This window comes from Paenibacillus castaneae, from assembly GCF_002884445.1.
GTDB lineage: Bacteria > Bacillota > Bacilli > Paenibacillales > Paenibacillaceae > Pristimantibacillus > Pristimantibacillus castaneae.
In genome coordinates, this window is record NZ_KZ614144.1 from 3134615 (window position 1) to 3156290 (window position 21676).

20 protein-coding genes and 1 riboswitch are annotated in these 21676 nt (G+C 42.4%); of the genes, 15 read left to right on the forward strand and 5 right to left on the reverse strand.

Features of this window, described 5'->3' with window-relative positions:
* Positions 1 to 63: 63 nt before the first annotated feature.
* Together CEF13_RS13910 and CEF13_RS13915 are read left to right on the forward strand one after the other, a co-directional pair.
* Positions 64 to 1134: a glucosaminidase domain-containing protein gene (locus CEF13_RS13910; protein WP_102711246.1), complete on the forward strand. Its 1071-nt coding sequence runs from the start codon at positions 64 to 66 to the stop codon at positions 1132 to 1134.
* Positions 1135 to 1217: 83 nt separating this feature from the next.
* Positions 1218 to 1745 (forward strand): hypothetical protein, encoded by a 528-nt coding sequence (locus CEF13_RS13915; protein ID WP_102711247.1) that lies wholly within the window; start codon positions 1218 to 1220, stop codon positions 1743 to 1745.
* Between the two features lie 76 nt (positions 1746 to 1821).
* On the opposite strand, the gene CEF13_RS28800 is transcribed toward CEF13_RS13915, so the two are convergent.
* The gene (locus CEF13_RS28800) at positions 1822 to 1968 is read right to left on the reverse strand and encodes a hypothetical protein (protein ID WP_166742785.1); all 147 of its coding nucleotides are present in this window, start codon (positions 1966 to 1968) and stop codon (positions 1822 to 1824) included.
* Positions 1969 to 2130: 162 nt separating this feature from the next.
* On the opposite strand from CEF13_RS28800, the gene CEF13_RS13920 reads away from it, so the two are divergent.
* Positions 2131 to 2796, forward strand: coding sequence for a hypothetical protein (locus tag CEF13_RS13920; protein ID WP_102711248.1), 666 nt, complete (start codon positions 2131 to 2133; stop codon positions 2794 to 2796).
* Positions 2797 to 2880: 84 nt separating this feature from the next.
* On the opposite strand, the gene trhO is transcribed toward CEF13_RS13920, so the two are convergent.
* Together trhO and CEF13_RS13930 are read right to left on the reverse strand one after the other, a co-directional pair.
* Positions 2881 to 3780, reverse strand: coding sequence for an oxygen-dependent tRNA uridine(34) hydroxylase TrhO (gene trhO, locus CEF13_RS13925; RefSeq protein WP_102711249.1), 900 nt, complete (start codon positions 3778 to 3780; stop codon positions 2881 to 2883).
* A 194-nt stretch (positions 3781 to 3974) separates the two neighbouring features.
* Positions 3975 to 4865 carry a LysR family transcriptional regulator gene (locus CEF13_RS13930; protein WP_102711250.1) on the reverse strand — a complete coding sequence of 297 codons (891 nt, stop codon included), beginning with the start codon at positions 4863 to 4865 and terminating at the stop codon, positions 3975 to 3977.
* Between the two features lie 118 nt (positions 4866 to 4983).
* Here CEF13_RS13930 and aroC point away from each other — a divergent pair, with 118 nt between their 5' ends.
* From aroC to CEF13_RS13950, 4 genes are all read left to right on the forward strand, one after another.
* Complete coding sequence (gene aroC, locus CEF13_RS13935; RefSeq protein ID WP_102711251.1) at positions 4984 to 6039, forward strand: chorismate synthase; 1056 nt, start codon at positions 4984 to 4986, stop codon at positions 6037 to 6039.
* Positions 6040 to 6151: 112 nt separating this feature from the next.
* A complete protein-coding gene (locus CEF13_RS13940; protein WP_102711252.1) occupies positions 6152 to 7120 on the forward strand; it encodes a 2-hydroxyacid dehydrogenase in 969 nt (322 codons plus the stop codon).
* A gap of 142 nt (positions 7121 to 7262) precedes the next feature.
* Positions 7263 to 7372: riboswitch (purine riboswitch) on the forward strand.
* A gap of 76 nt (positions 7373 to 7448) precedes the next feature.
* Entirely contained in the window at positions 7449 to 8390 is a 942-nt protein-coding gene (locus CEF13_RS13945) for an EamA family transporter (protein ID WP_102711253.1), read from the forward strand.
* A 94-nt stretch (positions 8391 to 8484) separates the two neighbouring features.
* A complete protein-coding gene (locus CEF13_RS13950; protein WP_102711254.1) occupies positions 8485 to 9390 on the forward strand; it encodes an NAD(P)/FAD-dependent oxidoreductase in 906 nt (301 codons plus the stop codon).
* Between the two features lie 166 nt (positions 9391 to 9556).
* On the opposite strand, the gene CEF13_RS13955 is transcribed toward CEF13_RS13950, so the two are convergent.
* Positions 9557 to 10141, reverse strand: coding sequence for an ATP-dependent Clp protease proteolytic subunit (locus CEF13_RS13955; protein ID WP_102711255.1), 585 nt, complete (start codon positions 10139 to 10141; stop codon positions 9557 to 9559).
* A gap of 178 nt (positions 10142 to 10319) precedes the next feature.
* Here CEF13_RS13955 and CEF13_RS13960 point away from each other — a divergent pair, with 178 nt between their 5' ends.
* The 5 genes from CEF13_RS13960 to CEF13_RS13985 all read left to right on the forward strand — a co-directional run bounded on the left by CEF13_RS13960 (position 10320) and on the right by CEF13_RS13985 (position 16840).
* Positions 10320 to 11054, forward strand: coding sequence for an RNA polymerase sigma factor (locus tag CEF13_RS13960; protein ID WP_102711256.1), 735 nt, complete (start codon positions 10320 to 10322; stop codon positions 11052 to 11054).
* 465 nt (positions 11055 to 11519) lie between these two features.
* Complete coding sequence (locus CEF13_RS13970) at positions 11520 to 11786, forward strand: CD3324 family protein (RefSeq protein ID WP_102711258.1); 267 nt, start codon at positions 11520 to 11522, stop codon at positions 11784 to 11786.
* 210 nt (positions 11787 to 11996) lie between these two features.
* A complete protein-coding gene (locus tag CEF13_RS13975; RefSeq protein WP_102711259.1) occupies positions 11997 to 12362 on the forward strand; it encodes a response regulator transcription factor in 366 nt (121 codons plus the stop codon).
* The gene (locus tag CEF13_RS13980; protein ID WP_102711260.1) at positions 12355 to 15195 is read left to right on the forward strand and encodes an ATP-binding protein; all 2841 of its coding nucleotides are present in this window, start codon (positions 12355 to 12357) and stop codon (positions 15193 to 15195) included. Before CEF13_RS13975 ends, CEF13_RS13980 begins: the two co-directional genes overlap by 8 nt.
* Positions 15196 to 15208: 13 nt before the next feature.
* Positions 15209 to 16840 (forward strand): GGDEF domain-containing response regulator, encoded by a 1632-nt coding sequence (locus CEF13_RS13985; RefSeq protein ID WP_102711261.1) that lies wholly within the window; start codon positions 15209 to 15211, stop codon positions 16838 to 16840.
* Between the two features lie 192 nt (positions 16841 to 17032).
* Here the strand turns inward: CEF13_RS13985 and CEF13_RS13995 are convergent, their stop codons facing one another.
* A complete protein-coding gene (locus CEF13_RS13995) occupies positions 17033 to 17323 on the reverse strand; it encodes a hypothetical protein (RefSeq protein WP_102711263.1) in 291 nt (96 codons plus the stop codon).
* Positions 17324 to 17463: 140 nt separating this feature from the next.
* Here CEF13_RS13995 and CEF13_RS14000 point away from each other — a divergent pair, with 140 nt between their 5' ends.
* The 3 genes from CEF13_RS14000 (at position 17464) to CEF13_RS14010 (ending at position 21541) form a co-directional block, all read left to right on the forward strand.
* Positions 17464 to 19557, forward strand: a complete 2094-nt coding sequence (locus CEF13_RS14000) for a catalase (RefSeq protein ID WP_102711264.1) — start codon at positions 17464 to 17466, stop codon at positions 19555 to 19557.
* Between the two features lie 46 nt (positions 19558 to 19603).
* Positions 19604 to 20764: a Gfo/Idh/MocA family protein gene (locus CEF13_RS14005; protein WP_102711265.1), complete on the forward strand. Its 1161-nt coding sequence runs from the start codon at positions 19604 to 19606 to the stop codon at positions 20762 to 20764.
* Positions 20765 to 21031: 267 nt separating this feature from the next.
* Positions 21032 to 21541 carry a hypothetical protein gene (locus tag CEF13_RS14010; protein WP_208414467.1) on the forward strand — a complete coding sequence of 170 codons (510 nt, stop codon included), beginning with the start codon at positions 21032 to 21034 and terminating at the stop codon, positions 21539 to 21541.
* Positions 21542 to 21676 lie beyond the last annotated feature (135 nt).

Below are 21676 nucleotides of genomic sequence, written 5' to 3' on the forward strand. Positions count from 1 at the left end.
TGAAGCGACCTAACTTAGCTCGTAACAAGTATCCTCCATTAAACAATAGGAAGAGGTATAGTCATGAGAAAAAAGTTAATTCAGCGCACTTTTGTGTATATGTTATTGATCTCTTTATTAATCACATTAGGAATGACGATTCAACCCTTAAATCATAAGCCATTAGCGAATGAACCCCTTGTAACAGCAGAAGCAATCTCTCCAGAGCAAAAGGAGGATTCATTACCCGGGCACGCTCCTTATGCCAGTGAAACGTTCCAATCTCAATCTGTTCCATCCTATGTGTCGCATCTAATTAACGTGAGCGAAGCGGCTGAAGATGCTCCATCAACTGCCATAGAGGAGCTGCCATCCGCTAAATCTGTTGATGAAACACCGACTTATACATATGAGGTTACCGCCTTTTACTTAAATGTGCGTACGAGTCCGAATGCGACAGCAAGTATTGTTAAGGTCGTTAAGCAAGGCTCCGTCTTCGAAGTTATAGCAGTGACGGATAATGGTTGGCTGGAATTGAAGGACGGAGGCTATATGAAAGGCAGTTATGCTCGTTTAATTGAGAGCCAAACGACAGCCGCGGATGCTGGTTCACAGGGAATTGTTTCTTCCGCTATAGGAGAAGAAAGTTCTGAACCTGTTCAAGAGCAGTCAGAGAAGGAGGATTCAGAAGCTGCGCCAGATATTGATGAAACTCAGATCAATGAGCCTACATCCATTGTGGCATCGGAATCCGGCTTGACGGAAGCCCATATTGAGAAAATATTTGAAGGAACAGCACTGGCAGGCGAGGGGCTAGAGCAGGCGATTCTTGAGATTGAAAAAGAATACGGTATTAATGCCTATTTCACGATTGCGGTCATGAAGCTTGAAAGCGGCAATGGAAAAAGTAAGCTTGCTCAGAAGAAAAACAACTTATTTGGATTGAATGCAATTGATGGAGACAAATACAATAAAGCATTCAGCTTTAAGACGAAGGGGGACAGCGTACGGAAATTTGGACAGCTTCTCTCCAAAAATTATGTTGGAAAGGGACTGAAAACGGTGGAACGGGTTGCAAAAAAATATTGTCCTGCCAACTCGAAATGGTCCAGCATGGTTAAAAATATTATGAAGAGCGATTATAAAAAGCTCTAGCATGGTAATTCCTTTGAAAATGTGTTATTTTCAGGCTTCAGGTAATAATAGGAGCACATCATGACACAAGGAGGCAACCATTGATGAGCGAAACTGTTCAGAAAGTACCTTTCGGCTATGAGCCGCCCAAAGATGTACGGAAGGGAACAATTATCTTCTATGATTCATTCCAGAACATATCGGATCGGGAATTGGATTTGGCAGCTTATTTACTAAAGGAGCGTTCATTCAAAAAACTCGTTCTCTATCCCCTGCATGAACAAAGTATGAAACGAATTTCCAATGAAACGGTTAGCGCATTTTACAAGCGAGAGGATAGGCTTCATGAATGGAAGCGGGATAAGGAAGACATGGACATTACCGTTGAACGCTTGGAAATAAAACGCAAAAAGTATACACCTATCGATACTGCCCTCAGGCATTTAACCGAAACCTATTCGCCACCGCTATTTTTGCTTTTGACCGGAGAGATGGCTAATAAGTTCGCATCCTTCTCATCCTTTGAGGAATGGATTGTCAAAGTCCGCCTTCTCTTATTAACAGAGCCTGAGCCTCTTCATCCTCGGCTATTGCAATACAAGCACCGCTGGGAAAGTATTATTCAACATTAAGACGTGAATGAGACAAGAGAAGAGAAGCTGTCGATGCGGAAAATCGCGACAGCCTCTTTCCAAATAGCGTTAGACATTAACCAGTTGAAGGGCTGTTAGGCAAATCTCCCTTCTGATTGCGATTCATTGAAGTAGAAGCGGCCACATTATTTTCTGCTTCTTTGGAATTTGCTTCGAATGCTTGATTTTTACTAGGTATCGATTTGTTTTTATTTCTAGCCATTATAGAAACCTCCATTTGCTTGTTATTTCATTGAGACATCATCTGTAGGTTGTCCCAAATGGATGGTTTTAATCGAACTGATAAATGAATCTCTTTTAGAGTGCTTTTATGAGTGAAATCGGCATACTCTCTTCTGAAGACTACGGAGAGGGAGGGATAACGATGAGTCAATATGGGATATATGACCGAATGATTCGGAGCTTTCTGCCGCCGAATGCGGAAATTAGTTGTTTGCAGCAATACGGCAATCAGCCAGCCATACTAATTGCAGATATTGATGGCGATCAGGAGCAGGAAATAACAGCTGTATATGAGCTTGATAATGAGCCTTATATGATGATCTTGAAGAGAAACGGAACTAACTGGTATCGTATTTTTGAAACAAAAGGAAGAGGCAAGGGCGTTAATGATTTGTGGGCAGCACCTATCGCAAGATCTAACCAACTAAACTTAATTATTGGCTGGCAGGCGGATTGGAATGTTTCAGAGCTCGATATATATCATTGGACGCCGTACGGATTTAACCGACTAATTCCTGATGGTATGATGTATAATCGCATTGAAATCGAGGATATGCCAGGCATGTATGGAAGGGATGGACTATGCGAAATAGCGCTATGGAATCATGACTCCCAGGAAGCTTATCGCGTGGAAACCTATCGGTGGCAGCGAGCGGGCTTAGTGCAGGCAGTGGATGTTAATCCGTATTACTTCCCAAAGGTCGTCACTTATTATCGCGCACTTCTCTTGGAATCACCGGATGAGCCGCTATATCGGGCTTATTTGGATGATGCGTTATTGAGATCGGGTCATCCTACAGGCTTCTGAGTGCTTAGTAAGAGTATTGCAAAATATGCGTACAAAAAAGGTTGATCTCTCGCAAAAGCGAAGAAGATCAACCTTTTTCGGTATTTATGCATTAAGGCTGGTCACATGCTCTTCACATTCCGATGAGCAGAAGCCATTCTTGGTTTCTTCACATTGTTTGCATACGATATGCTGCAAGTGGCAGGAATCGTCTGCACAGTTGATATACGTATCGGCAGGCTGCTGGCAATGGTGGCACTTGCCGACAACAAACGCTTCATCCGTCCGATTAATGTCAACGGAAGTTCTCTCATCAAATACATAACATTTGCCATCGAAAAGCCGGCCTTGAACCTCTTCGTCCTTGCCGTAGGTAACAATTCCTCCGTCTAACTGATAGACGTCCTTGAATCCTTCGCTAAGCATAACGCCCGTGAGCTTCTCACAGCGAATTCCACCTGTACAATAAGTTAGAATTGGCTTGTCTTTGAATTCAGCCATATTCTCGCGCAGCCATTCAGGAAACTCCTTGAACGTCTCCAGATCAGGTCGGATAGCGTTGCGGAAGTGACCGAGATCATATTCATAATCGCTTCTGCCATCAAGAATAATAACATCATCTCTTTGCAAATAATCATGGAACTCTTTGGGCGAGAGATGGGTCCCGGTTAATGTATTGGGGTCAAGCGGTTTCTCGTAACGAAGTGTTACAAGTTCTTTCTTGTAACGAACAAATATTTTTTTGAAAGCATGCTTATCTGTTTCATCAATCTTAAATACTAGATCAGAGAACAGCGGGTTTGCATGCATATCACGCATATATTGCTCCGTTTGCTCGAAAGTGCCTGAAAGGGTACCGTTAATGCCTTCATCGGCAATAAGGATACGGCCTTTAACGTTTAACTCTTTACAATAGGCAAGATGTTCAGCTGTAAACAGCTCTGCATCAGGGATAGCTACAAATTTATAATACAATAATACTCGAAAATTGTTGTTATCGCTCATCGTATAATTCCTTTCCAGTAAACAATTAAAACCATATTATATTATAGTTGACTCCATACTTATTTTCAACCGTTAACACATTTAATCCGAACGGTGTTCCCTTTATCGAGTGGATCAAATCAGAGCAGGGTCAGTATTTAGTTGAGAAAACAGGATATACGCCACTAATTGAAAATTAGGGATAATATTGACCTTTAAGCTTGATTCTTATTTAACAGCTCAATAAATCGCTGCGCGATAAGAGACAAGGAGGTATTTCGTCTCGTTGCTATTCCTATTGTACGGGTAGGAATGGGCTTATCGCTATTCAATCGAAACAATTTACCCTGCTCCAGCTCTTGTTTGACGAATGACTCCGTTACGAACGCTGCCCCGTAGCCTCGCTCTGCGAGTTCAATCAACATATCCATACTGCTCAGCTCAATATCCGCTTCTGCTTCTAATCCTTGAGATATCAACCATTGGTCTACAAAACCTCTGGTACTGCTGCCAGGGGTAAGAAGAAGAAGCGGTATTTGTATGAACTGCTCTGAGGTGATCACTTGCTCTGAATATTTTTTGAAAGCAGGCCCGACCACAAAGCAATCCTGTATTGCAAGCAGTGGACTTACGTCCAGAGCTTCATCATACAGCGGTAAATGAACCAGTCCCAAATCAATCTGGCCTTCCTTAAGTCGGTTTCGTATTTCAGAAGTTTTTCCTTGGGCAAGGCGTATTCGGACGTCTGGATGCTCCGCATGAAATAAATCCAGCTGAGGTAGTAATACATGCTTAATAATCGGCCCGCTGGCGCCAATTCGAAGCTCACCGGCGGTCAGGTCTTTGAGCGAACGAAGCTTTTGTTCTCCAGCCTCCAGAAAAGCAATCGATTTCTCTACAAATACGAATAAGGAGGCGCCTTCTGCTGTCAGCCTGACACCTTTGGACAAACGATCGAACAGCTTCACGCCGAGCGCTGCTTCGAGCTGCTTTATGGCATAGCTAACAGATGGCTGCGTGATATGAAGCTCTTCTGCAGCTCTAGTTAAATTTCCTGATTGGGCAGTATATAAAAAAATACGATACCATTCCAAGTTTATATTCATAGTGATATTAACTCCTTCTATGGCAAGACCGTTAAATTTGAATTTCATTTATTACATAATCAAAATTATAATAGAAATAGAAGAACATCGTCAAAACAAACATTCGGGGGTAATTCATATGGCTGGAAATTCATTTGGCAATCAATTTAAAATAACGACTTTCGGAGAATCTCATGGAGAAGCAGTCGGTGTAATCGTAGATGGCGTAAGTCCTGGCGTTGAAATAGATGAGGCTTATATCCAGATTCAAATGGACCGCAGGAAGCCTGGACAATCTTCCGTCACTTCGCCTCGCAAGGAATATGATATTATCAACATTCTGTCAGGCACCTTCGAAGGAAAGACAACAGGTACACCACTGTTTATTATGCTGCATAACAAGGACATGAGGCCGGACGCCTATAGCGATATACAGTATTCTTTCCGTCCCGGACATGCTGATTATACGTATTTGAAAAAGTATGGCATTCGCGATCACCGTGGAAGCGGGAGAGCATCTGGGAGAGAGACGGCAGGACGGGTAGCAGGCGGCGCCGTCGCACGCAAGCTTCTAGAAAACAGGGGAGTCAGCGTCGTTGCCTATACGAAGGAAATAGGCGGAATCAAATGCGAAACCTATGTTGAGGACGAAATCGAGAAAAATGCGGTTAGGGCTTGTGATTCTAACGCTGCAGTTAAGATGATTGAAAAAATTGAACATTTGGCTTCAATTGGCGACAGCTGCGGCGGAATTGTGGAATGTAGAATAAGAGGCGTCCGAGCTGGCATTGGCCAACCCGTATTTGATAAGCTGGATGCTGAGCTTGCGAAGGCTATGCTGTCGATTGGCGCTGTAAAGGGGATTGAATTCGGTTCCGGATTTGCCGCGGCGGACATGCTGGGAAGTGAGCATAACGACCAAATGGACAGAAATGGCTTTCTGACCAATCATGCAGGCGGAATCATCGGGGGCATTAGTACAGGTGAAGAAATTGTATTCAGAATCGTTGTAAAGCCGACGTCCTCGATATCCGTTCAGCAGCAAACAATCGATATTCATGGAGAAGAAAAGGCAATTGAGACGATTGGCAGACATGATCCTTGTATTTGTCCGCGAATTATTCCTGTAGTAGAAGCAATGGCATGTATTGTAATAGAAGATTTATACAAGCAGCAAGCCGCTATGCATGATTAAGCAGCCATAACAAATACGATTGCAGCTTGGTCCATTTTGTTATTCGACTATTCGTTTTATAATGGGTGTATGACTCATTTATCGAAACCGCGATATCGAGAGGAGAATGAAGATGAGACCTTCTGTATTTATTGACCGTCCCATTCCAGCAGAGGTAGAGGCATATATTGCTGAGCATTGCAATATTGTTAAGTGGGAGAGTGCTGAGCCAATTACTTCAGAGGGCTTGTATCCTATGCTTACCCATGTTGACGGCTTGCTTACTGCCGGCTTGAGAATTGATGCTGAGCTGCTGGAGGCTGCTCCAAATTTAAAGATTGTTAGCAGTATTAGCGTTGGGTACAACCATTTCGATCTCATTGCAATGAAGCAGCGAGGCGTGCTTGGCACGAATACGCCGCATGTACTAAGCGATACTGTTGCAGACTTAGCCTTAGCGCTCATGCTGGGTGCTGCAAGGCGCGTTGCTGAGCTTGATCGTTATGTGAAAGACGGAAGGTGGAAGCAAGGGGATGGCCGTTCCCTGTTCGGAACGGACGTACATCATGCCAAGCTGGGCATTATTGGCATGGGACGAATAGGTGAGGCTGTAGCGCGCCGCGCTAAATTTGGATTTGAAATGGATGTCGTTTATCACAACCGAAGCCGCAAACCCGAGGCAGAGGCGAAGCTTGGTGTACGCTATGCGGAGTTGAACGAATTACTTTCTGTTTCCGATTTCGTTGTGCTGCTTGCACCATTAACACCTGAAACAACAAAGCTGCTGGGCAGAAATGAATTTCAATTAATGAAGTCCACAGCTATTTTCATCAATATTTCACGCGGCCAAACGATTGATGAGGCGGCTTTGATTGAAGCTCTGCAGGAGGGAACGATTGCTGCTGCAGGTCTGGATGTATTTGAGAAGGAGCCCATTGACGCAAAACATCCGTTTCTGTCCATGCCGAATGTTCTGACACTGCCGCATATTGGTTCAGCAACGGAACAGACACGCTTTGAAATGGCCATGCTGGCCGCGTATAATTTAGTTGATGGCGTGAAAGGGCAAATGCCTTCCAATGTTGTGGAAGAATTAAGATAGCATCAATGAAGATGAGTTTGCGAAAACTTATAACATCATATGAATGATATAGCAGCTTAAGCCGCAATGAACGATAAGGATTACCAGGTATTTGACTATTGACAGTGGATTACTTGTCATGTAAGATTTACAGGTCAAGAACCAACTCATAACCAAATAAATTCGTATAACCTCACAGAAGGACATAAATACAGGGTGAGGGTTTCTACGGGAAGCCTTAACTTCCTAACTACGAATATAAGATCATTCCAAATGATTCTATATTCGCGGTTAGGATTTTTTTTGTTTAAGAGTAGGCTTGCAACATCAGAAAGGGGCAGTAATACAGATGAAATACATGCTATCGGTTTTTCTTGGTGCAGCCAGCTACGGCATATTATCCACCATCGTCGTTCTTGCATACGGGCAAGGCTACGTATTAGGAGAAGTGGTCGGCACTCAATTATTAACAGGCTTTATACTCGCTTGGGGTCTTTCTTTCTTTATGAAATGGCGCGAGAAACAAAAGGCAGGCTCAAGCAATAATTCAAATTCAAATGCATCACAGAATGCTGTTAAATTAACGTGGAAGCATCGGCTTATGCTGATGGCGGCCGGTACGCCAACCGCTATTACAGGCTTGCTGTATTATCAATCACTTCGTTATATTCCAGCTTCATTAGCTATTATTTTATTATTCCAATTTACTTGGATCGGCGTCGTTATTCAGGCGGTTAGTCAGCGTAAACGTCCTACTGGAATTATGGTTATCACCATTGCCATCTTGTTTGGAGGTACGCTGCTTGCAGCAGGAATTATGGAGCAGGGCACAGGAAGTTTCAATATTATGGGTCTTGTATTAGGTCTGCTGTCCGCAGTAAGTTATTCCTTGTTTATTCTATTCAGCGGAAAGGCCGTTCCATCCGTGCATCCTGCCTACCGAAGCGCATGGATGATAACAGGGGGCTTAGTGCTTGTATTCATTCTTTTCCCGCCAACATTTTTGTTTAATGGGCAAATTCTCAGTGATCTTATACTGTACGGGTTTATGCTTGGCTTGTTCGGTGCGTTTATCCCGCCTGTATTGTTTGCTGTCGGAGTTCCGCATATCGGAGAAGGCATGGCAGGCATTCTTGGAGCATCGGAGCTGCCAGTAGCCGTCCTGCTTTCCTCCTTTGTTCTAAATGAGTATGTCAGTACGCTGCAGTGGGCAGGCGTTATCGTTGTTCTCATTGGAATAGCATTGCCAGAGCTGCTGAAGAAAAGAAGAAGCCTCAGTCTTCAGCAATAAAGTATCCATTGAAATCAACCTCGTTGCATAGCAGGAGTTCATTTCAAAAATAATAACAATCGTATGAACATCCAGCTAAGCGGGAGGCTGTTAAATGCGATTTGATTGTATCATTGTGGGCGGCGGTATCGCTGGCTTGCAAGCTGCTGTACAGCTAGGAAGATATCGTCATAAAGTAGCTGTTATCGACGCAGCGGATGGACGATCCCGCTTATGCAGAAGCTATCATAACCTGCTCGGGTGGCAGGATGGAGTTAGCGGAGCACAATTGCTGGCAGCAGGCAGAGAGCAGGCGGAACGTCTGCATGTTCAATTCATACGAGCGACAGCAGATACTGTTCGAGAGGAATCCGGAGGATTTGTCATCCATACCAACACAGGTGAGACATTTCACGGCAAGAGATTGCTTCTTGCTACTGGCGTTAAAGATCGCTTGCCTCCTTTTCCAGAGCTGCTGCCCTGCATGGGGATTAGCGTCTATATTTGTCCAGACTGCGATGGATACGAGGTAGCAGATAGACGTACGATCGTAATTGGTTCTGGCAATCCTGGTGCGAATATGGCACTTACACTCATGCATTGGACAACGGAACTCATTTACGTTAATCATGAGCTTGCGGCTTTAGATGAGCAGCTTTTCCATCAGCTTGAGCAGCATCGTATTTCTTATATTAAGAAATCAATCCATTCTGTAATTACTCAGCAATCCAGCTTTAAAGGCGTTGAATTGAGTGATGGTACCGTCTTGGAAGCTGAGCGCTGCTTTGTTGCTCTTGGCGGTAATATCGTCCGTTCCGATATCGCAGAGCAGCTCAATGTCCAACTATCGGATAATAAACATATTCTTGTAGATGCACGAACCAAGAAAACCAGCGTCCAGCATGTATGGGCTGCGGGAGATGTGACAGCCCACTCAGAGATGGCTGCAATAGCTATGGGAGATGGCAGCCAAGCTGCTATCTGGATTCATAAAAGCCTAATAGAAGCTATTGAAACATAGATAGGACAGCAAAACAGCCGAACAGGGTAATTATACCTGTTCGGCTGTTTGCTTCTTTGGTCTATTGCTGCCTGCTGCCAGCCTTATAAAATTTAATATCAGAATTTGAAATTATTTGATGATAACTGCTTCTGAAACTTCCTCATTTCTTTTCAAATTCATAAGACTATAATGAAGTTATAACCTTGTCGATTATCCCATATTGCAGTGCTTCCTCAGAGGACATAAAGTAATCGCGATCCATATCCTTCTCAATCCTTTCAAGCGGCTGGCCGGTTCTCTTAGAGGCGATTCCATTCAATTTGGCACGAATATTAAGGATGCGATTCGCGCTTATCGCGATGTCGCTCGCTTGGCCTTGCGCACCTCCATGCGGCTGATGAATCATAATTTCGCTATTAGGAAGTGCGAAGCGATGACCCTTGGAACCGGCTAGGAGTAGAATGGCAGCAAAGGAGGCTGCTAATCCCGTACAAATCGTATGAATCGGTGGCTTAACGTACTGCATGGTATCAAATATGGCGAACCCCGCAGAAGTCGAGCCGCCGGGACTGTTGATATACATGAAGATTTCTTTGTCCGAATCCTCCGCTGTTAGATACAAAAGCTGAGCAGTAATACTGTTAGCGACATTATCGTCAATTGCGGATCCTAGAAATATAATGCGATCTCGAAGCAATCTGGAGTAAATATCATAAGATCTCTCGCCGCGACTCGATTGCTCTACTACATAAGGGATGTATGAACTCATTTGTTTTCCTCCTGATTTTGTTTTTTGCTTTCCACCAGAAAACGAATAATTGGACATAAAAGATACGGTTCAAAAAAGATTAAATTTGCGTATCCTTTCTAGAGGCTCAATCGTTTACTTTATTAAGGAAAGCTCTCTTTCAGCTGCGAAAACCGGGAGCCGATGAGGAGGATGATTAATGGTAATTACGGATAATAGAGAAACAAGATCAACAGATAAATATATAGAACAATTGCAAACAGTCGTTCATCGGTACTGCTTATCTCTAACTAAATCAAGGTGGGATGCAGAGGATTTAGCACAGGATACATGGTTGAAAGGATGGGGTGTTGTTCAAGGAACATCACATAATAACCTGGAAGCGTTACTTCTTCGCATTGCCAAAAATACGTGGATTGATCAAACACGACGAAAAAGTCACTATACCAGCATTTTGAAACAGATGAGACCAAACGAAATGATTATAGAACGAAGCAGTCTTGAGATCGAAGATGCTTTGAATGCTTTAATGAAGCATTTATCCCCTCTGCAGCGAACGGTTTTTTTGCTGAGGGACGTATTTGCTTACTCCACAACGGAAACAGCAGAAATGCTTGGCATGACCGAGGGAGCCGCCAAGGCTGCGCTTCACAGAGCTCGCGCAGCACTGTCAGGAGTACAGCAGGAGCTTGAAGCAGCTGCTCTTCCTGCATCGATAGAAGAAGATATAGCTCAATTCCTTAGTGCTTTCATGTTGGCCAATGAGAAAGGAGATATGACTCTCCTCGTTCACCTTGCACAAAGAGATGCTGCTGATATGGCTGTGATGCTGGGATTAGCTCAAACGAGGTGGATGCAGACAAGAACTCAGCAGCAGCCTATTCGACCGTGTCAGGAATACGGTCCAAGTATGTTCATGTGCAGCGCTGCGTAACATGTAGATTCCTCACATACATGATGATCCGTCAGCTTGGCTGGTAAAGTTCTTTTATAAATGTTCTTTCACTACCACTCACCCAGAAAATGGACGTATACTGATGAAGTCGGGCCGACGAATGAATAGGAAAGGAGTTGATCGATTTGATTCAAAATTATGAGGTGATCTCCGTTTAATCGGAGATTATGATTGATGAGGGAGGCCGCAGGGCCTCCTTCTTTCTTTTCGCTAAAATAAAAATGAAGATGGGTTTTTTTTCAAAATTTTCTTGTAAACTGAAAAGGCTTTCACTATACTGAAATAGTATCTTTACGAATCCATTCTTATGGAGGAGAAAGTTCTCATGTTTATTGCTACCCAATGCTTTGCCAAAAATCGAAGGGAGGAAGAAAAAAATGGTAATATCAACTACTGTTTCTTTTAATCGCACAAAGCTTAGCTTATTCGAGGAGGATATTTATAATGAACTACAAAAATGGGAGAGACGTGCTTCCCCCTAGCTTATTAATGGAGCTTCAAAAGTATATTCAAGGTGATTTGATTTATGTGCCTAAAGCTGCTGAGCAGCGCGCGCACTGGGGTGAGGTAAGCGGCACTCGGAAGCTGCTCGCAGAACGGAATAAAGAAATATCCAATTACTATACAAATGGTTGGACGGTTGCTGATTTGGAGCGTAAATACCATCTATCCGGTGAAAGCATACGCAAAATAATCGTCAAGGCACGTTAGCGGATGAGGACGATTCATAGAAGGAAAAAACGAGCAGGCAGCCATTGGGCAGTCTGCTCGTTTTGATTTTAGAATAAATGCAAATTATTTCTTCTTTTCATCTTTTTAATGAAGGAGTTTTTTGTCGAATGTCGAACTGTTATATGTTGTTTGATGACAAAACTTGTCGATAAAATAGGAAAATATGTTTATTTGGAGGAATATCATTTCATGAAGAAAGTATTAATTGCAGAGGATGAGCCTGTTCTACGCATGCTGATCATGGACACGCTTGAAGATGAGGGGTACGACCTTGATGAAGCTGCTGATGGCATGGAGGCGCTTGAGAAAATTAAAGCAAATGATTTCGATTTAATTATTCTTGACTATATGATGCCTCATCTGACCGGTATCGAAGTTATAGAGCAAACCCGTCAATTAGAAACCCGCAAGGATTCCAAAATTTTAATGCTATCGGCGAAGAATCAACAAGCCGAACAAGATAAAGTTCTTTTCGCAGGAGCAGATGAGTTTATGTCCAAGCCATTCAGTCCGCTTGAGTTGATTGTTAAGGTAGAGGAGATGCTTTGTGGGTAAGCTCCGACTTTTCTATAATGGTCGAATTACACGACGATTCGTGTCCATGATGATTTTAGCTTTAACTCTCATATTAATAGGCGCTGTATTTATGCTTTGGAGCACGATTTCGATTTTGACGCAATACAAAAACGAGACAGATGAAATACGTCATAAACAAGAGCTTGTTTCTCAAATTGCAGATCATTCCAATGAAATCATTCTCAGAGCACGCGGCTATTATGTTTATTTAAACGACTATGAGTACAATCAAATTTTTGTGGAGAAGAAGGGGCTAAAGGATTCTCTTATTGAAATTAAGAAATTAAGCCTCACAGAAGATGAACAAGAGGTTATGCAAAACATTGAATCCTTTTTTACCGATTACTTCGATGATATATTGCCAGAGGCTATTGCCTTAGCTCAGAAGCAGGATTACGAATCTCTTCGCACTTTAGTTAAAGCGGGCGAAAATAATCCTGTGAATGCTTTGATCAAGTATTCTCGTGAGTTCAAAGATAAGGTTCAGCATTTCGCCGAGCAAAAAAATGACAAGCTAATCCAAAAATTATCTATGCAAGCGATATTCTTCATCCTGTATACGTTAATAATTCTTTTCTTGTCTTCTTTTATTACCAGAAGGATTGCAACAGATATTGGTGCTCCGCTCAAGCAGTTAACTGTGCAGGCACGACGTTTCGCAGATGGTGAGCTATTCCAGTTGGAAAATTTAACGAGACTAGATGAAATTGGCGAGCTTTCGCGTTCGCTGCAGAAAATGATGGGGAAAATTCAAAACAAGGAAGAAGAATTGCTCTCTCAGAACGAAGAGCTGCAAGCTCAGCAGGATGAATTGCAAGCTCAGCAGGAGGAGCTGCAAGAAGCGCTTGGTCAAATGGAGAAAAATGAACAATATTTGATGAAACGCAATTTATTAATACAATCTTTAACTAATACGCTCGACCAAAATGAACTATTGCAAAGTATCGTAAGCAATATGGTCAGTATTACGGAATCAGACAAAGGTCTAATTGTAATGATGAATGATCAGCATGATTATGCAGCTATTGGCGTTTCTAACGATGCAGCGAAGCAATTCATTCTTACGATTAATGAAGGAATTGTAGTTCGAGCTTCTCAGACTAAGAAATCCTATACCATCGTACGAGATTGCCACCCGGCGGAGCAAGGTTATCATTCCCAACCGATGCGGGCAACGGATCTAATTCTGCCGATATTGAATTCCGAGAATGAGATGGCAGCATGCTTAATTCTCACCAAGGTGAATAAGGCTGTTGCAAAGCAAGAAGAAGCTGAAATAGTCGGGATGATGACTCAAGTATCGTTAGCTTTCGATAAGCTGAAGCTGTATGAGCAATCCGAGAAGCAGCGCCAGATGACGGGAGATATGCTGAACACTATACAAGAAGGCATTCAGTTCATGGATCTTAAAGGAACCACTCTCCAGATTAACCGCAAAATGTCTGAGATATTTGGTTTCTTTCAGAGCGACATTGAAAAGATCGAGCTGGAGCTGGATTCCTTTCTAGCACTCATTGAAGCTACTGTTGTTGAACCGGAGCCTCTTATTAAGTTTATTAGAAACTTAGCGAACAACGATGTACTTAATCATCTTCTTAGCATGAATTATGAGATTAAAGAACCAGATCGACGCTTCATTCAAATCTATTGCGAGCCGCTATATCGTAACGGAGAGAAATTCGGCTTACTGCTCGTTCATCGGGATATTACGAAGGAATACGAAGTAGATCGAATGAAATCAGAATTTGTGAGTACAGTCAGCCATGAGCTTCGCACTCCGCTTGCTAGTGTATTGGGTTTTGCAGAGCTGCTGCTGCATCGCGAGCTTAAACCAGAGCGTCAGCGGAAATATGTAACTACGATTCATCAGGAAGCAAGAAGGTTAACGACATTAATTAATGATTTTCTCGATTTGCAGCGGATGGAATCTGGGAAACAAACCTATGATATGCATCCCTTATCATTAACGACATTAATTAATGAAGTAATTGAAACACAACAAATGACCGCACCTTCCCATCGAATTACGTGGCATAACCAAGCTTCGCAGATGCTGGTTGTTGCGGATCGCGAGAAAATGCAGCAGTCGTTTATCAATTTAATTAGCAATGCAATCAAATATTCGCCTAACGGCGGGGAAATTAAAGTAAGCAGCAGTATCCACAATAATCAAATTATGATTCGTATAGAAGATGAAGGGCTTGGTATCCCAAAGGAAGCTATTCCAAACCTGTTTAATAAATTTTATAGAGTCGATAATTCGGACAGGCGAGAAATTGGCGGAACAGGTCTAGGCCTGGCGATTGTGCATGAGATCATTACAAGACATAAGGGCAGTATTGAGGTAGAATCCGAGTTCGGCCATGGCAGTACGTTCATTGTGTCCTTGCCTATTGACGAGTCAATGAATCGTTCCTTGTTGGAGGAGCAGCAAATTATGATCAAATCGGAAACATCAATTAATGTCATGTTGATTGAGAATGATCATAATTTATCTATCCTGCTGCGAGATGAATTGCAATCAAAAGGCTTTAACGTACAGCTTTATACGGAAGGCAAGAAAGCAATAGAAGAAATCGAACTGTTGAATCCAGATATAGTTGTGATCGATCTTATGCTGGAAGCAGAAATTTCAGGCTGGGATATTATTAGTAAAATCAAAAAATCAGCTTCCTTAATAAACATACCGATTATTATATCCAGCGCTTTTGAAGAGAAAGAAAAAGCAGCGCAATGGGGGATTCATGAGTTTCTTGTGAAACCTTATTTACCTGGTAAATTAAGTGAAGCGATTCAACGCATGGTGCGTTAATTGAGGGAGTGCTATGAAAACCGATAAATATAAAAGACTTATTAAACAACGAATTTTACAAACAATGGATACCTGGTCCAGTCAACCGGCAGTAGAAGAGCAAGATATTCATCGGTTTTTCCATAATCTTAAGGGTACTTGCGGCACAATCGGACTGACGGAGGTTGAGAAATACTCGGATCAGAAGGAATTGCTTTTCTCTGCCGATAGTCATAAGCAATGCGTTAAGGAAGAATGGGAGCAGCATTTAAAACCTTTGATCGCCCTAATTCCCGTGGAAATAGAACCTATCGGTTTGCCTGAAGCGGTGCCAAATGATATCGAGGATTTGGACAATAATCGAAACCGAGTATTAGTCATTGATGATGATGTTGATTTTGTTGCTTATGTGAAGGAATTTCTTGAAAAGCAATCGTATCCAGTAACTATTGCCCTCAATGCAGAACGTGGCTTGAAGCTGTTTTATGATTGGAAGCCTGGTCTTATCCTTCTAGATATTGTTTTACCGGACAAGAGCGGTATGTATGTGCTTAACCAAATGGTTGAAAAAGCAAAGCAGGGGCATATTCCGATTATTATGATAAGCGCCAATGTTTCGATTGAGAATCAAATACATGCTTATCGTTCTGGTGCAATGGACTTTCTGGCCAAACCGTTTGATGTTGATCTGTTATTGGCACTTATTGATAATCGGTTTGCTATGAAGCGTGAGTGGGAAAGATCCATCGTTATAGATGAGCTTACTGGTGCATACAACCGTAAACATTATAACGGAATGATGCAGCAGTTCATCGCCAACTATAATCGATCGAACAAAGTATTTTCTCTCGTTATGATGGACCTGGATTATTTCAAGCATGTAAATGATAACTACGGGCATCTCAAAGGCGATGAGGTGCTCCAAGCTTTTGTAGCTGCCATCCATTCACTCATCAATCAAGATGAAGATATTCTATGCAGGTATGGCGGAGAAGAATTCGCTTTGCTGCTTCCGAATAAGGATTCAACAGAAGCTGCTTTATTATTAGACCAAATTAGAGAACGGTTTAACGCGATTCGATTTCAAGCGGGGGAAGAACACTTCCATGTGACCTTCTCAGCTGGCGTAACTCAAATAAGCACTAACAATAGCGATACAGAGAAGCTTGTCGAGGAGGCCGATCAGGCGCTCTACAGCGGCAAACGTTCTGGCAGAAATCAAACGATTGTATATACGAAAGAATTATCTGAAATTCGTTATGATTCTTTCCTTAATGTCATTATTGTCGATGATGATCCGTTAATTAGAGAAATCGTAATTAATCGCTTCTCTCATTGGAAACCGCTTAATAACACGAAAGTGCAAGCTTATGAATATTCGGATGGGATGGACTTCATTTCATCGGATTGGTACAAAGAGGACGAAAAGTATATTATTATGCTTGACGGCTCCATGCCTACTCTTGACGGTCTGGAAGTGCTTCGCAGAATCCGTGAACATTATCCGGAACAAAATATATTAATCGTCATGCTGACTGCCCGCAATAATACGAATGATATTGTGCACGCCTTGCAAATAGGTGCAGACGATTATGTTGTAAAGCCATTCCATATGCAGGAGCTCGTACTCCGTATAGAAAGATTGGCAAGTCGTATTTTAAGTTGAAGCTTACATATTGAACAGGCCCGTCTCTCTTGTAGAGGCGGGCCTTTTTATTAACATAGTTAATTATCGATCATTAACAGCTTGCTTTACTATTTTGGACTGGGTTCAACTCACCATTATGTGGTTAATAATAATAGACAAATTCAAACTTCAAAATAACGAAAAAGGTGGGATGTTTGAACAAGGCCATGTTTAGCTAATCGATACAGTTGGCAATTCTACGATCGAATGCGGGTATTTATAGTCATCTCGAAAACAATTCGTTTCCGAATCATAAGTAGATTGCGAGAGCTTATGAGAGATTTCAAAAATAGATAGTTCCGGATTGACATGAAGGGCAGATTCATAGAAAGTACAGCCGGCAAAATTAAAATCCAAAGTCGTAATGATAATAACACAATTGGTAAACGTACAGCCAATAAAGCTAAAACCGTCGAAAGCGATTGTTTCATTGGAAAAGTGTTCGTTTGATATTGTATTCATAATCAGCGCTCCTATTCTATGTTGGGACAACATGATAACCATATTAGCAGATAAAAGCTGAGATGTTTGTCAGTTATTGCTTCAGTTTATTTAATAATTAACGACATGAATTGCTATTTTCTACTCCAAGGAGGAACAACATGACACAAAATAATAAGAAGAATGAAGTGATCAAAAACAGTAAAAACATGCAGCTGAATGAGTATCGTGTTAATAATAACGGTCAGAGTATGACGACTAATCAAGGTCTGCGAGTAAGTGAAGACGAGCATTCGCTGAAAGCGGGCGTTCGCGGACCGACATTAATGGAGGATTTTCATTTCCGCGAGAAAATGACGCATTTCGACCATGAACGTATTCCAGAAAGAATTGTACATGCGCGTGGTTTTGGAGCTCATGGCTATTTCGAGCTTTATGAGCCTTTAACGGGAATAACGAAAGCTAAATTTCTAAATGACACCTCCCTTAAAACGCCCGTATTTGTAAGGTTCTCGACAGTAGCCGGCTCACGCGGCTCAAGTGATACTGTAAGGGATGTACGCGGCTTCTCGACAAAATTTTATACAGATGAAGGAAATTATGATCTTGTTGGCAATAATATGCCGGTATTTTTCATTCAAGATGCGATGAAATTTCCTGATTTCATTCACGCTGTTAAGCCAGAGCCGCATAATGAAATTCCGCAGGCTGCTTCGGCTCATGATACATTCTGGGATTTTGTTGCGAATAACACCGAATCAGCGCATATGATCATGTGGGCGATGTCCGATCGATCACTTCCAAGAAGCTTCAGGATGATGGAAGGCTTTGGTGTACATACTTTCCGGTTTGTGAATGAGGAAGGAAAGTCGCACTTCGTTAAATTCCACTGGAAGCCCGTGCTTGGAACTCATTCGCTCGTTTGGGATGAAACGCAGAAGATCGCGGGCAAGGACCCTGATTTCAACAGACGTGATCTATGGGATGCCATTGAAAGCGGTAATTACCCAGAGTTCGAATTTGGCGTGCAGTTGCTGAAGGAAGAGGATGAATTCAAGTTCGATTTCGATATTCTCGATGCAACTAAGCTATGGCCGGAAGAAATGATCCCTGTGCAAATCATTGGCAAAATGACGCTAAACCGTAATACGGATAATTTCTTTGCCGAAACCGAGCAGGTTGCATTCCATCCTGGACATCTGGTGCCGGGGATTGATTTCTCTAATGATCCTCTGCTACAAGGAAGGTTATTCTCTTATACGGATACCCAAATTTCGCGGTTAGGCGGACCGAATTTCGCGGAAATTCCGATTAATCGCCCGATTGCGCCTGTGCACAATAACCAACGCGATGGCATGCATCGCATGACAATTAATCAAGGCCCTGTCAGCTATCATAAAAACTCCCTTGCGGGCAATTCGCCGGAACCTGCTCCCGAGAAGAAAGGCGGTTATGCTCACTATGCAGAGAAGGTAGAGGGACATAAGATTCAAGCGCGAAGCGACAGCTTCAAGGATCACTTTAGTCAAGCGACTTTATTCTGGAACAGTATGAGTGCCGTTGAGAAAGAACATATCGTTAATGCGTTCCGATTCGAGCTGGGAAAAGTGAAATCAAAGGAAATTCGGCAAAATGTTGTGGATGTATTCAGCCATGTAGCCGAGGATCTTGCTGAGCAAATCGCAAGTGGAATTGGAGCAAAGGCCACAGAGGGTAAAGCAACCGGCGTCACCGCCTCATCGCCAGCTTTGAGCCAGGAGAACAGCATCAAAACGGCTAGAACAAGAAAAGTGGCTATTTTGGTAGACAATGGGTTTTATGATAACGAGATCAAGCAAGTCCTACAGGCGCTGGCCAAAGCAGGAGTGACAGCCGACATAATCAGCACCAAATTAGGGCCTATAGCAAGTGAGAACGGCGCTGTGCTGGAACCTGACTATGCTCTCTTAACGAGCGACTCACTGCTTTATGACGCTGTTTATATAGCTAGAGGACGCACTAGTGTTGATCAGCTTCTTGCAGATCCGAAATCCATCGATTTCGTGAAGGAAGCATTCCAGCATTATAAAACAATTGCTGCCGTTGGAGAAGGCAATGAGCTTCTTGCTGCTGCAGGAATTAAGCTTGATGCTTCATCGGCGGCAGACCGCGGTATTATATCTGCAGCTGATACGTACGATCTGCATGCTTTCACGAAAGGCTTTGTTATGGCCATAGCTCAGCATAGGCATTGGCATAGGAAGTTGCGTTCCTAACGTGGGAAGCAATACACCATTCTGATCGTCGTATGGAGGATGAACTATGGATAAGAAAATAAAAGTAGGAATAATTGGAGCTGGCTTTATCGGTTCTGCGCATATTGAAGCAGTTAGGCGATTAGAATTTGTTGAAGTTATTGCGCTTGCTCAAAGTGATGAGAAGAAAGCAAAGCACAAAGCGGAGCAATTAGGAATTCCACTTGCTTATGGGAATTATAAGGATTTATTAAACAACTCAGAAATTGATGTGGTGCACAACTGCACACCGAATTATTTGCATTATCCAATCAACAAAGAAATCATAGAAGCCGGAAAGCATATATTGTCGGAAAAGCCGCTAGCCCTGACATGTGACCAAACGGCAGAGCTAGTAACGCTTGCGAAAGAGAAAAAAATCGTTAACGGCATTAATTTTAATTATCGCCAATTTCCAATGATGAAACAGCTGTCTGAAATGGTCAAGCAAGGTGAATTAGGCCAGATCAATCTGGTACACGGAAGCTATCTGCAGGATTGGCTCATGTATGATACAGATTACAACTGGCGTTTAGACAGTAAGATGGGCGGCAAGTCGAGAGCAATTGCGGATATCGGATCACATTGGTGTGATACTGTTCAATATATTACAGGCAAAAAAATTGTAGAAGTATTCTCCGATTTGTGGACTGTGTTTCCCGTACGAAAAAAACCTATAACTGCACAAGAAACATTCGACGGGATTGCTGGCGAAGATGATATCCCATACGAAGAGGTTTCGGTAGATACGGAGGATTATGCTTCCGTTCTCATTCGTTTCGAGGATGGAAGTAAAGGCGTATTCACCGTATCCCAGGTTAGCGCAGGGCGAAAAAACGCGCTTAGCTTTGAATTGAACGGATCTCTGCAATCCGCCTATTGGAAGCAGGAAGAGCCAGCTAAATTATGGATTGGTCATCGCGATCGCTCAAATGAAGTTCTAATGGCAGATCCATCTTTATTTCTCAAGGAGGCTCAGTCATCCATCCATCATCCTGGGGGACATCAGGAGGGCTGGCCGGATTCTTTGAAAAATATGATGCTTCATTTCTATACGTTTATTAAGGAAGGAAAAGACCCGCTTACAGATAAAACTGAATTTGCAACTTTTGAAGATGGCCATAGAGCGATGTGCATTACGGATGCGATATTAAAGAGCAATGAAAGAGAGCGCTGGGTGAAAGTGTAATGACCGTGATCCTATGAGATGCAGTGATCTAATAGAGTTTGCATATTTTACAAAAAAAACAAAAGAAAATAGCAAATAAGGTAGTCAATACTCCTTGCGTTGGGTATAGAATAAGTAAGGTAGTGAGGATGCAGGTAAGCGTTAAAATTAATTTTTAACTGTTGTAGCTTTTTTGTAACTTATTTACCCTGGGTTACGTTATATTCTATAAGTAAGAAGAATAAGAATATACACCACAATACACCACACAGAAGGAGCGTCAGCGCTATGAAAAAATATGCAATGCCAGCAGTAGTTATCCTAGCTTGTCTTACGGCCTTTAGCTTTGCGCCGGCGGGAGGCCGTGAATATGTTCCAGTTGTCAAAGCACCAAATGTTGAAACGGGATATATTGAGAAGGTGGTGGAGAAGGATCATAAATTCATCGTTTCTATGGACCAAATTAACTGGTACGAAGGTGATGAAGCCACTCAAAAGTTTCTAGAACGTGAAGGAGACGCTGAGCTGGATGGTCCGCCTGATGGTTACTACATCATTAATGATGACAGCACGATCAGTGAGTTCCCTATTGCCAAAGATGCAGAAGTTCTCATGCAAATTTATAATCGGACTGGAAATGCAGCCGAGGCAGATATTGTATGGAATGAGCCCATTACGGTGTCGAAATTCGCGGAGCTTATGAATACGGAAGATGATCTGGATCCAAAAGGTTTTCCTTATCACGTAACGATTAAAGATGGAGAGATCATTCGTATCGTACAGCAGTATGTTCCATAATGGAATACTAAATAACAAAGGAGCAGTGGAATCCGCTGCTTCTTTTTTTTATCATGCAGTCCATATTGCGCTGAACAAATAATATCAACATGCTATAAGTGATTTAAGCATATAAATCAGACAAGCTCGATCTGG

Excerpts from the sequence above, each read along its gene's own strand:
- CEF13_RS13975 (WP_102711259.1), top strand. The coding sequence starts at position 11,997 with ATGAAGAAAGTATTAATTGCAGAGGATGAGCCTGTTCTACGCATGCTG.
- CEF13_RS13945 (WP_102711253.1), top strand. The coding sequence starts at position 7,449 with ATGAAATACATGCTATCGGTTTTTCTTGGTGCAGCCAGCTACGGCATA.
- CEF13_RS13930 (WP_102711250.1), bottom strand. The coding sequence starts at position 4,865 with ATGAATATAAACTTGGAATGGTATCGTATTTTTTTATATACTGCCCAA.
- trhO (WP_102711249.1), bottom strand. The coding sequence starts at position 3,780 with ATGAGCGATAACAACAATTTTCGAGTATTATTGTATTATAAATTTGTA.
- CEF13_RS13940 (WP_102711252.1), top strand. The coding sequence starts at position 6,152 with ATGAGACCTTCTGTATTTATTGACCGTCCCATTCCAGCAGAGGTAGAG.
- CEF13_RS13920 (WP_102711248.1), top strand. The coding sequence starts at position 2,131 with ATGAGTCAATATGGGATATATGACCGAATGATTCGGAGCTTTCTGCCG.
- CEF13_RS13985 (WP_102711261.1), top strand. The coding sequence starts at position 15,209 with ATGAAAACCGATAAATATAAAAGACTTATTAAACAACGAATTTTACAA.
- CEF13_RS13955 (WP_102711255.1), bottom strand. The coding sequence starts at position 10,141 with ATGAGTTCATACATCCCTTATGTAGTAGAGCAATCGAGTCGCGGCGAG.
- CEF13_RS13950 (WP_102711254.1), top strand. The coding sequence starts at position 8,485 with ATGCGATTTGATTGTATCATTGTGGGCGGCGGTATCGCTGGCTTGCAA.
- CEF13_RS13995 (WP_102711263.1), bottom strand. The coding sequence starts at position 17,323 with ATGAATACAATATCAAACGAACACTTTTCCAATGAAACAATCGCTTTC.
- aroC (WP_102711251.1), top strand. The coding sequence starts at position 4,984 with ATGGCTGGAAATTCATTTGGCAATCAATTTAAAATAACGACTTTCGGA.
- CEF13_RS13970 (WP_102711258.1), top strand. The coding sequence starts at position 11,520 with ATGAACTACAAAAATGGGAGAGACGTGCTTCCCCCTAGCTTATTAATG.
- CEF13_RS13960 (WP_102711256.1), top strand. The coding sequence starts at position 10,320 with ATGGTAATTACGGATAATAGAGAAACAAGATCAACAGATAAATATATA.
- CEF13_RS14005 (WP_102711265.1), top strand. The coding sequence starts at position 19,604 with ATGGATAAGAAAATAAAAGTAGGAATAATTGGAGCTGGCTTTATCGGT.
- CEF13_RS13910 (WP_102711246.1), top strand. The coding sequence starts at position 64 with ATGAGAAAAAAGTTAATTCAGCGCACTTTTGTGTATATGTTATTGATC.
- CEF13_RS28800 (WP_166742785.1), bottom strand. The coding sequence starts at position 1,968 with ATGGCTAGAAATAAAAACAAATCGATACCTAGTAAAAATCAAGCATTC.
- CEF13_RS13915 (WP_102711247.1), top strand. The coding sequence starts at position 1,218 with ATGAGCGAAACTGTTCAGAAAGTACCTTTCGGCTATGAGCCGCCCAAA.
- CEF13_RS14000 (WP_102711264.1), top strand. The coding sequence starts at position 17,464 with ATGACACAAAATAATAAGAAGAATGAAGTGATCAAAAACAGTAAAAAC.
- CEF13_RS14010 (WP_208414467.1), top strand. The coding sequence starts at position 21,032 with ATGAAAAAATATGCAATGCCAGCAGTAGTTATCCTAGCTTGTCTTACG.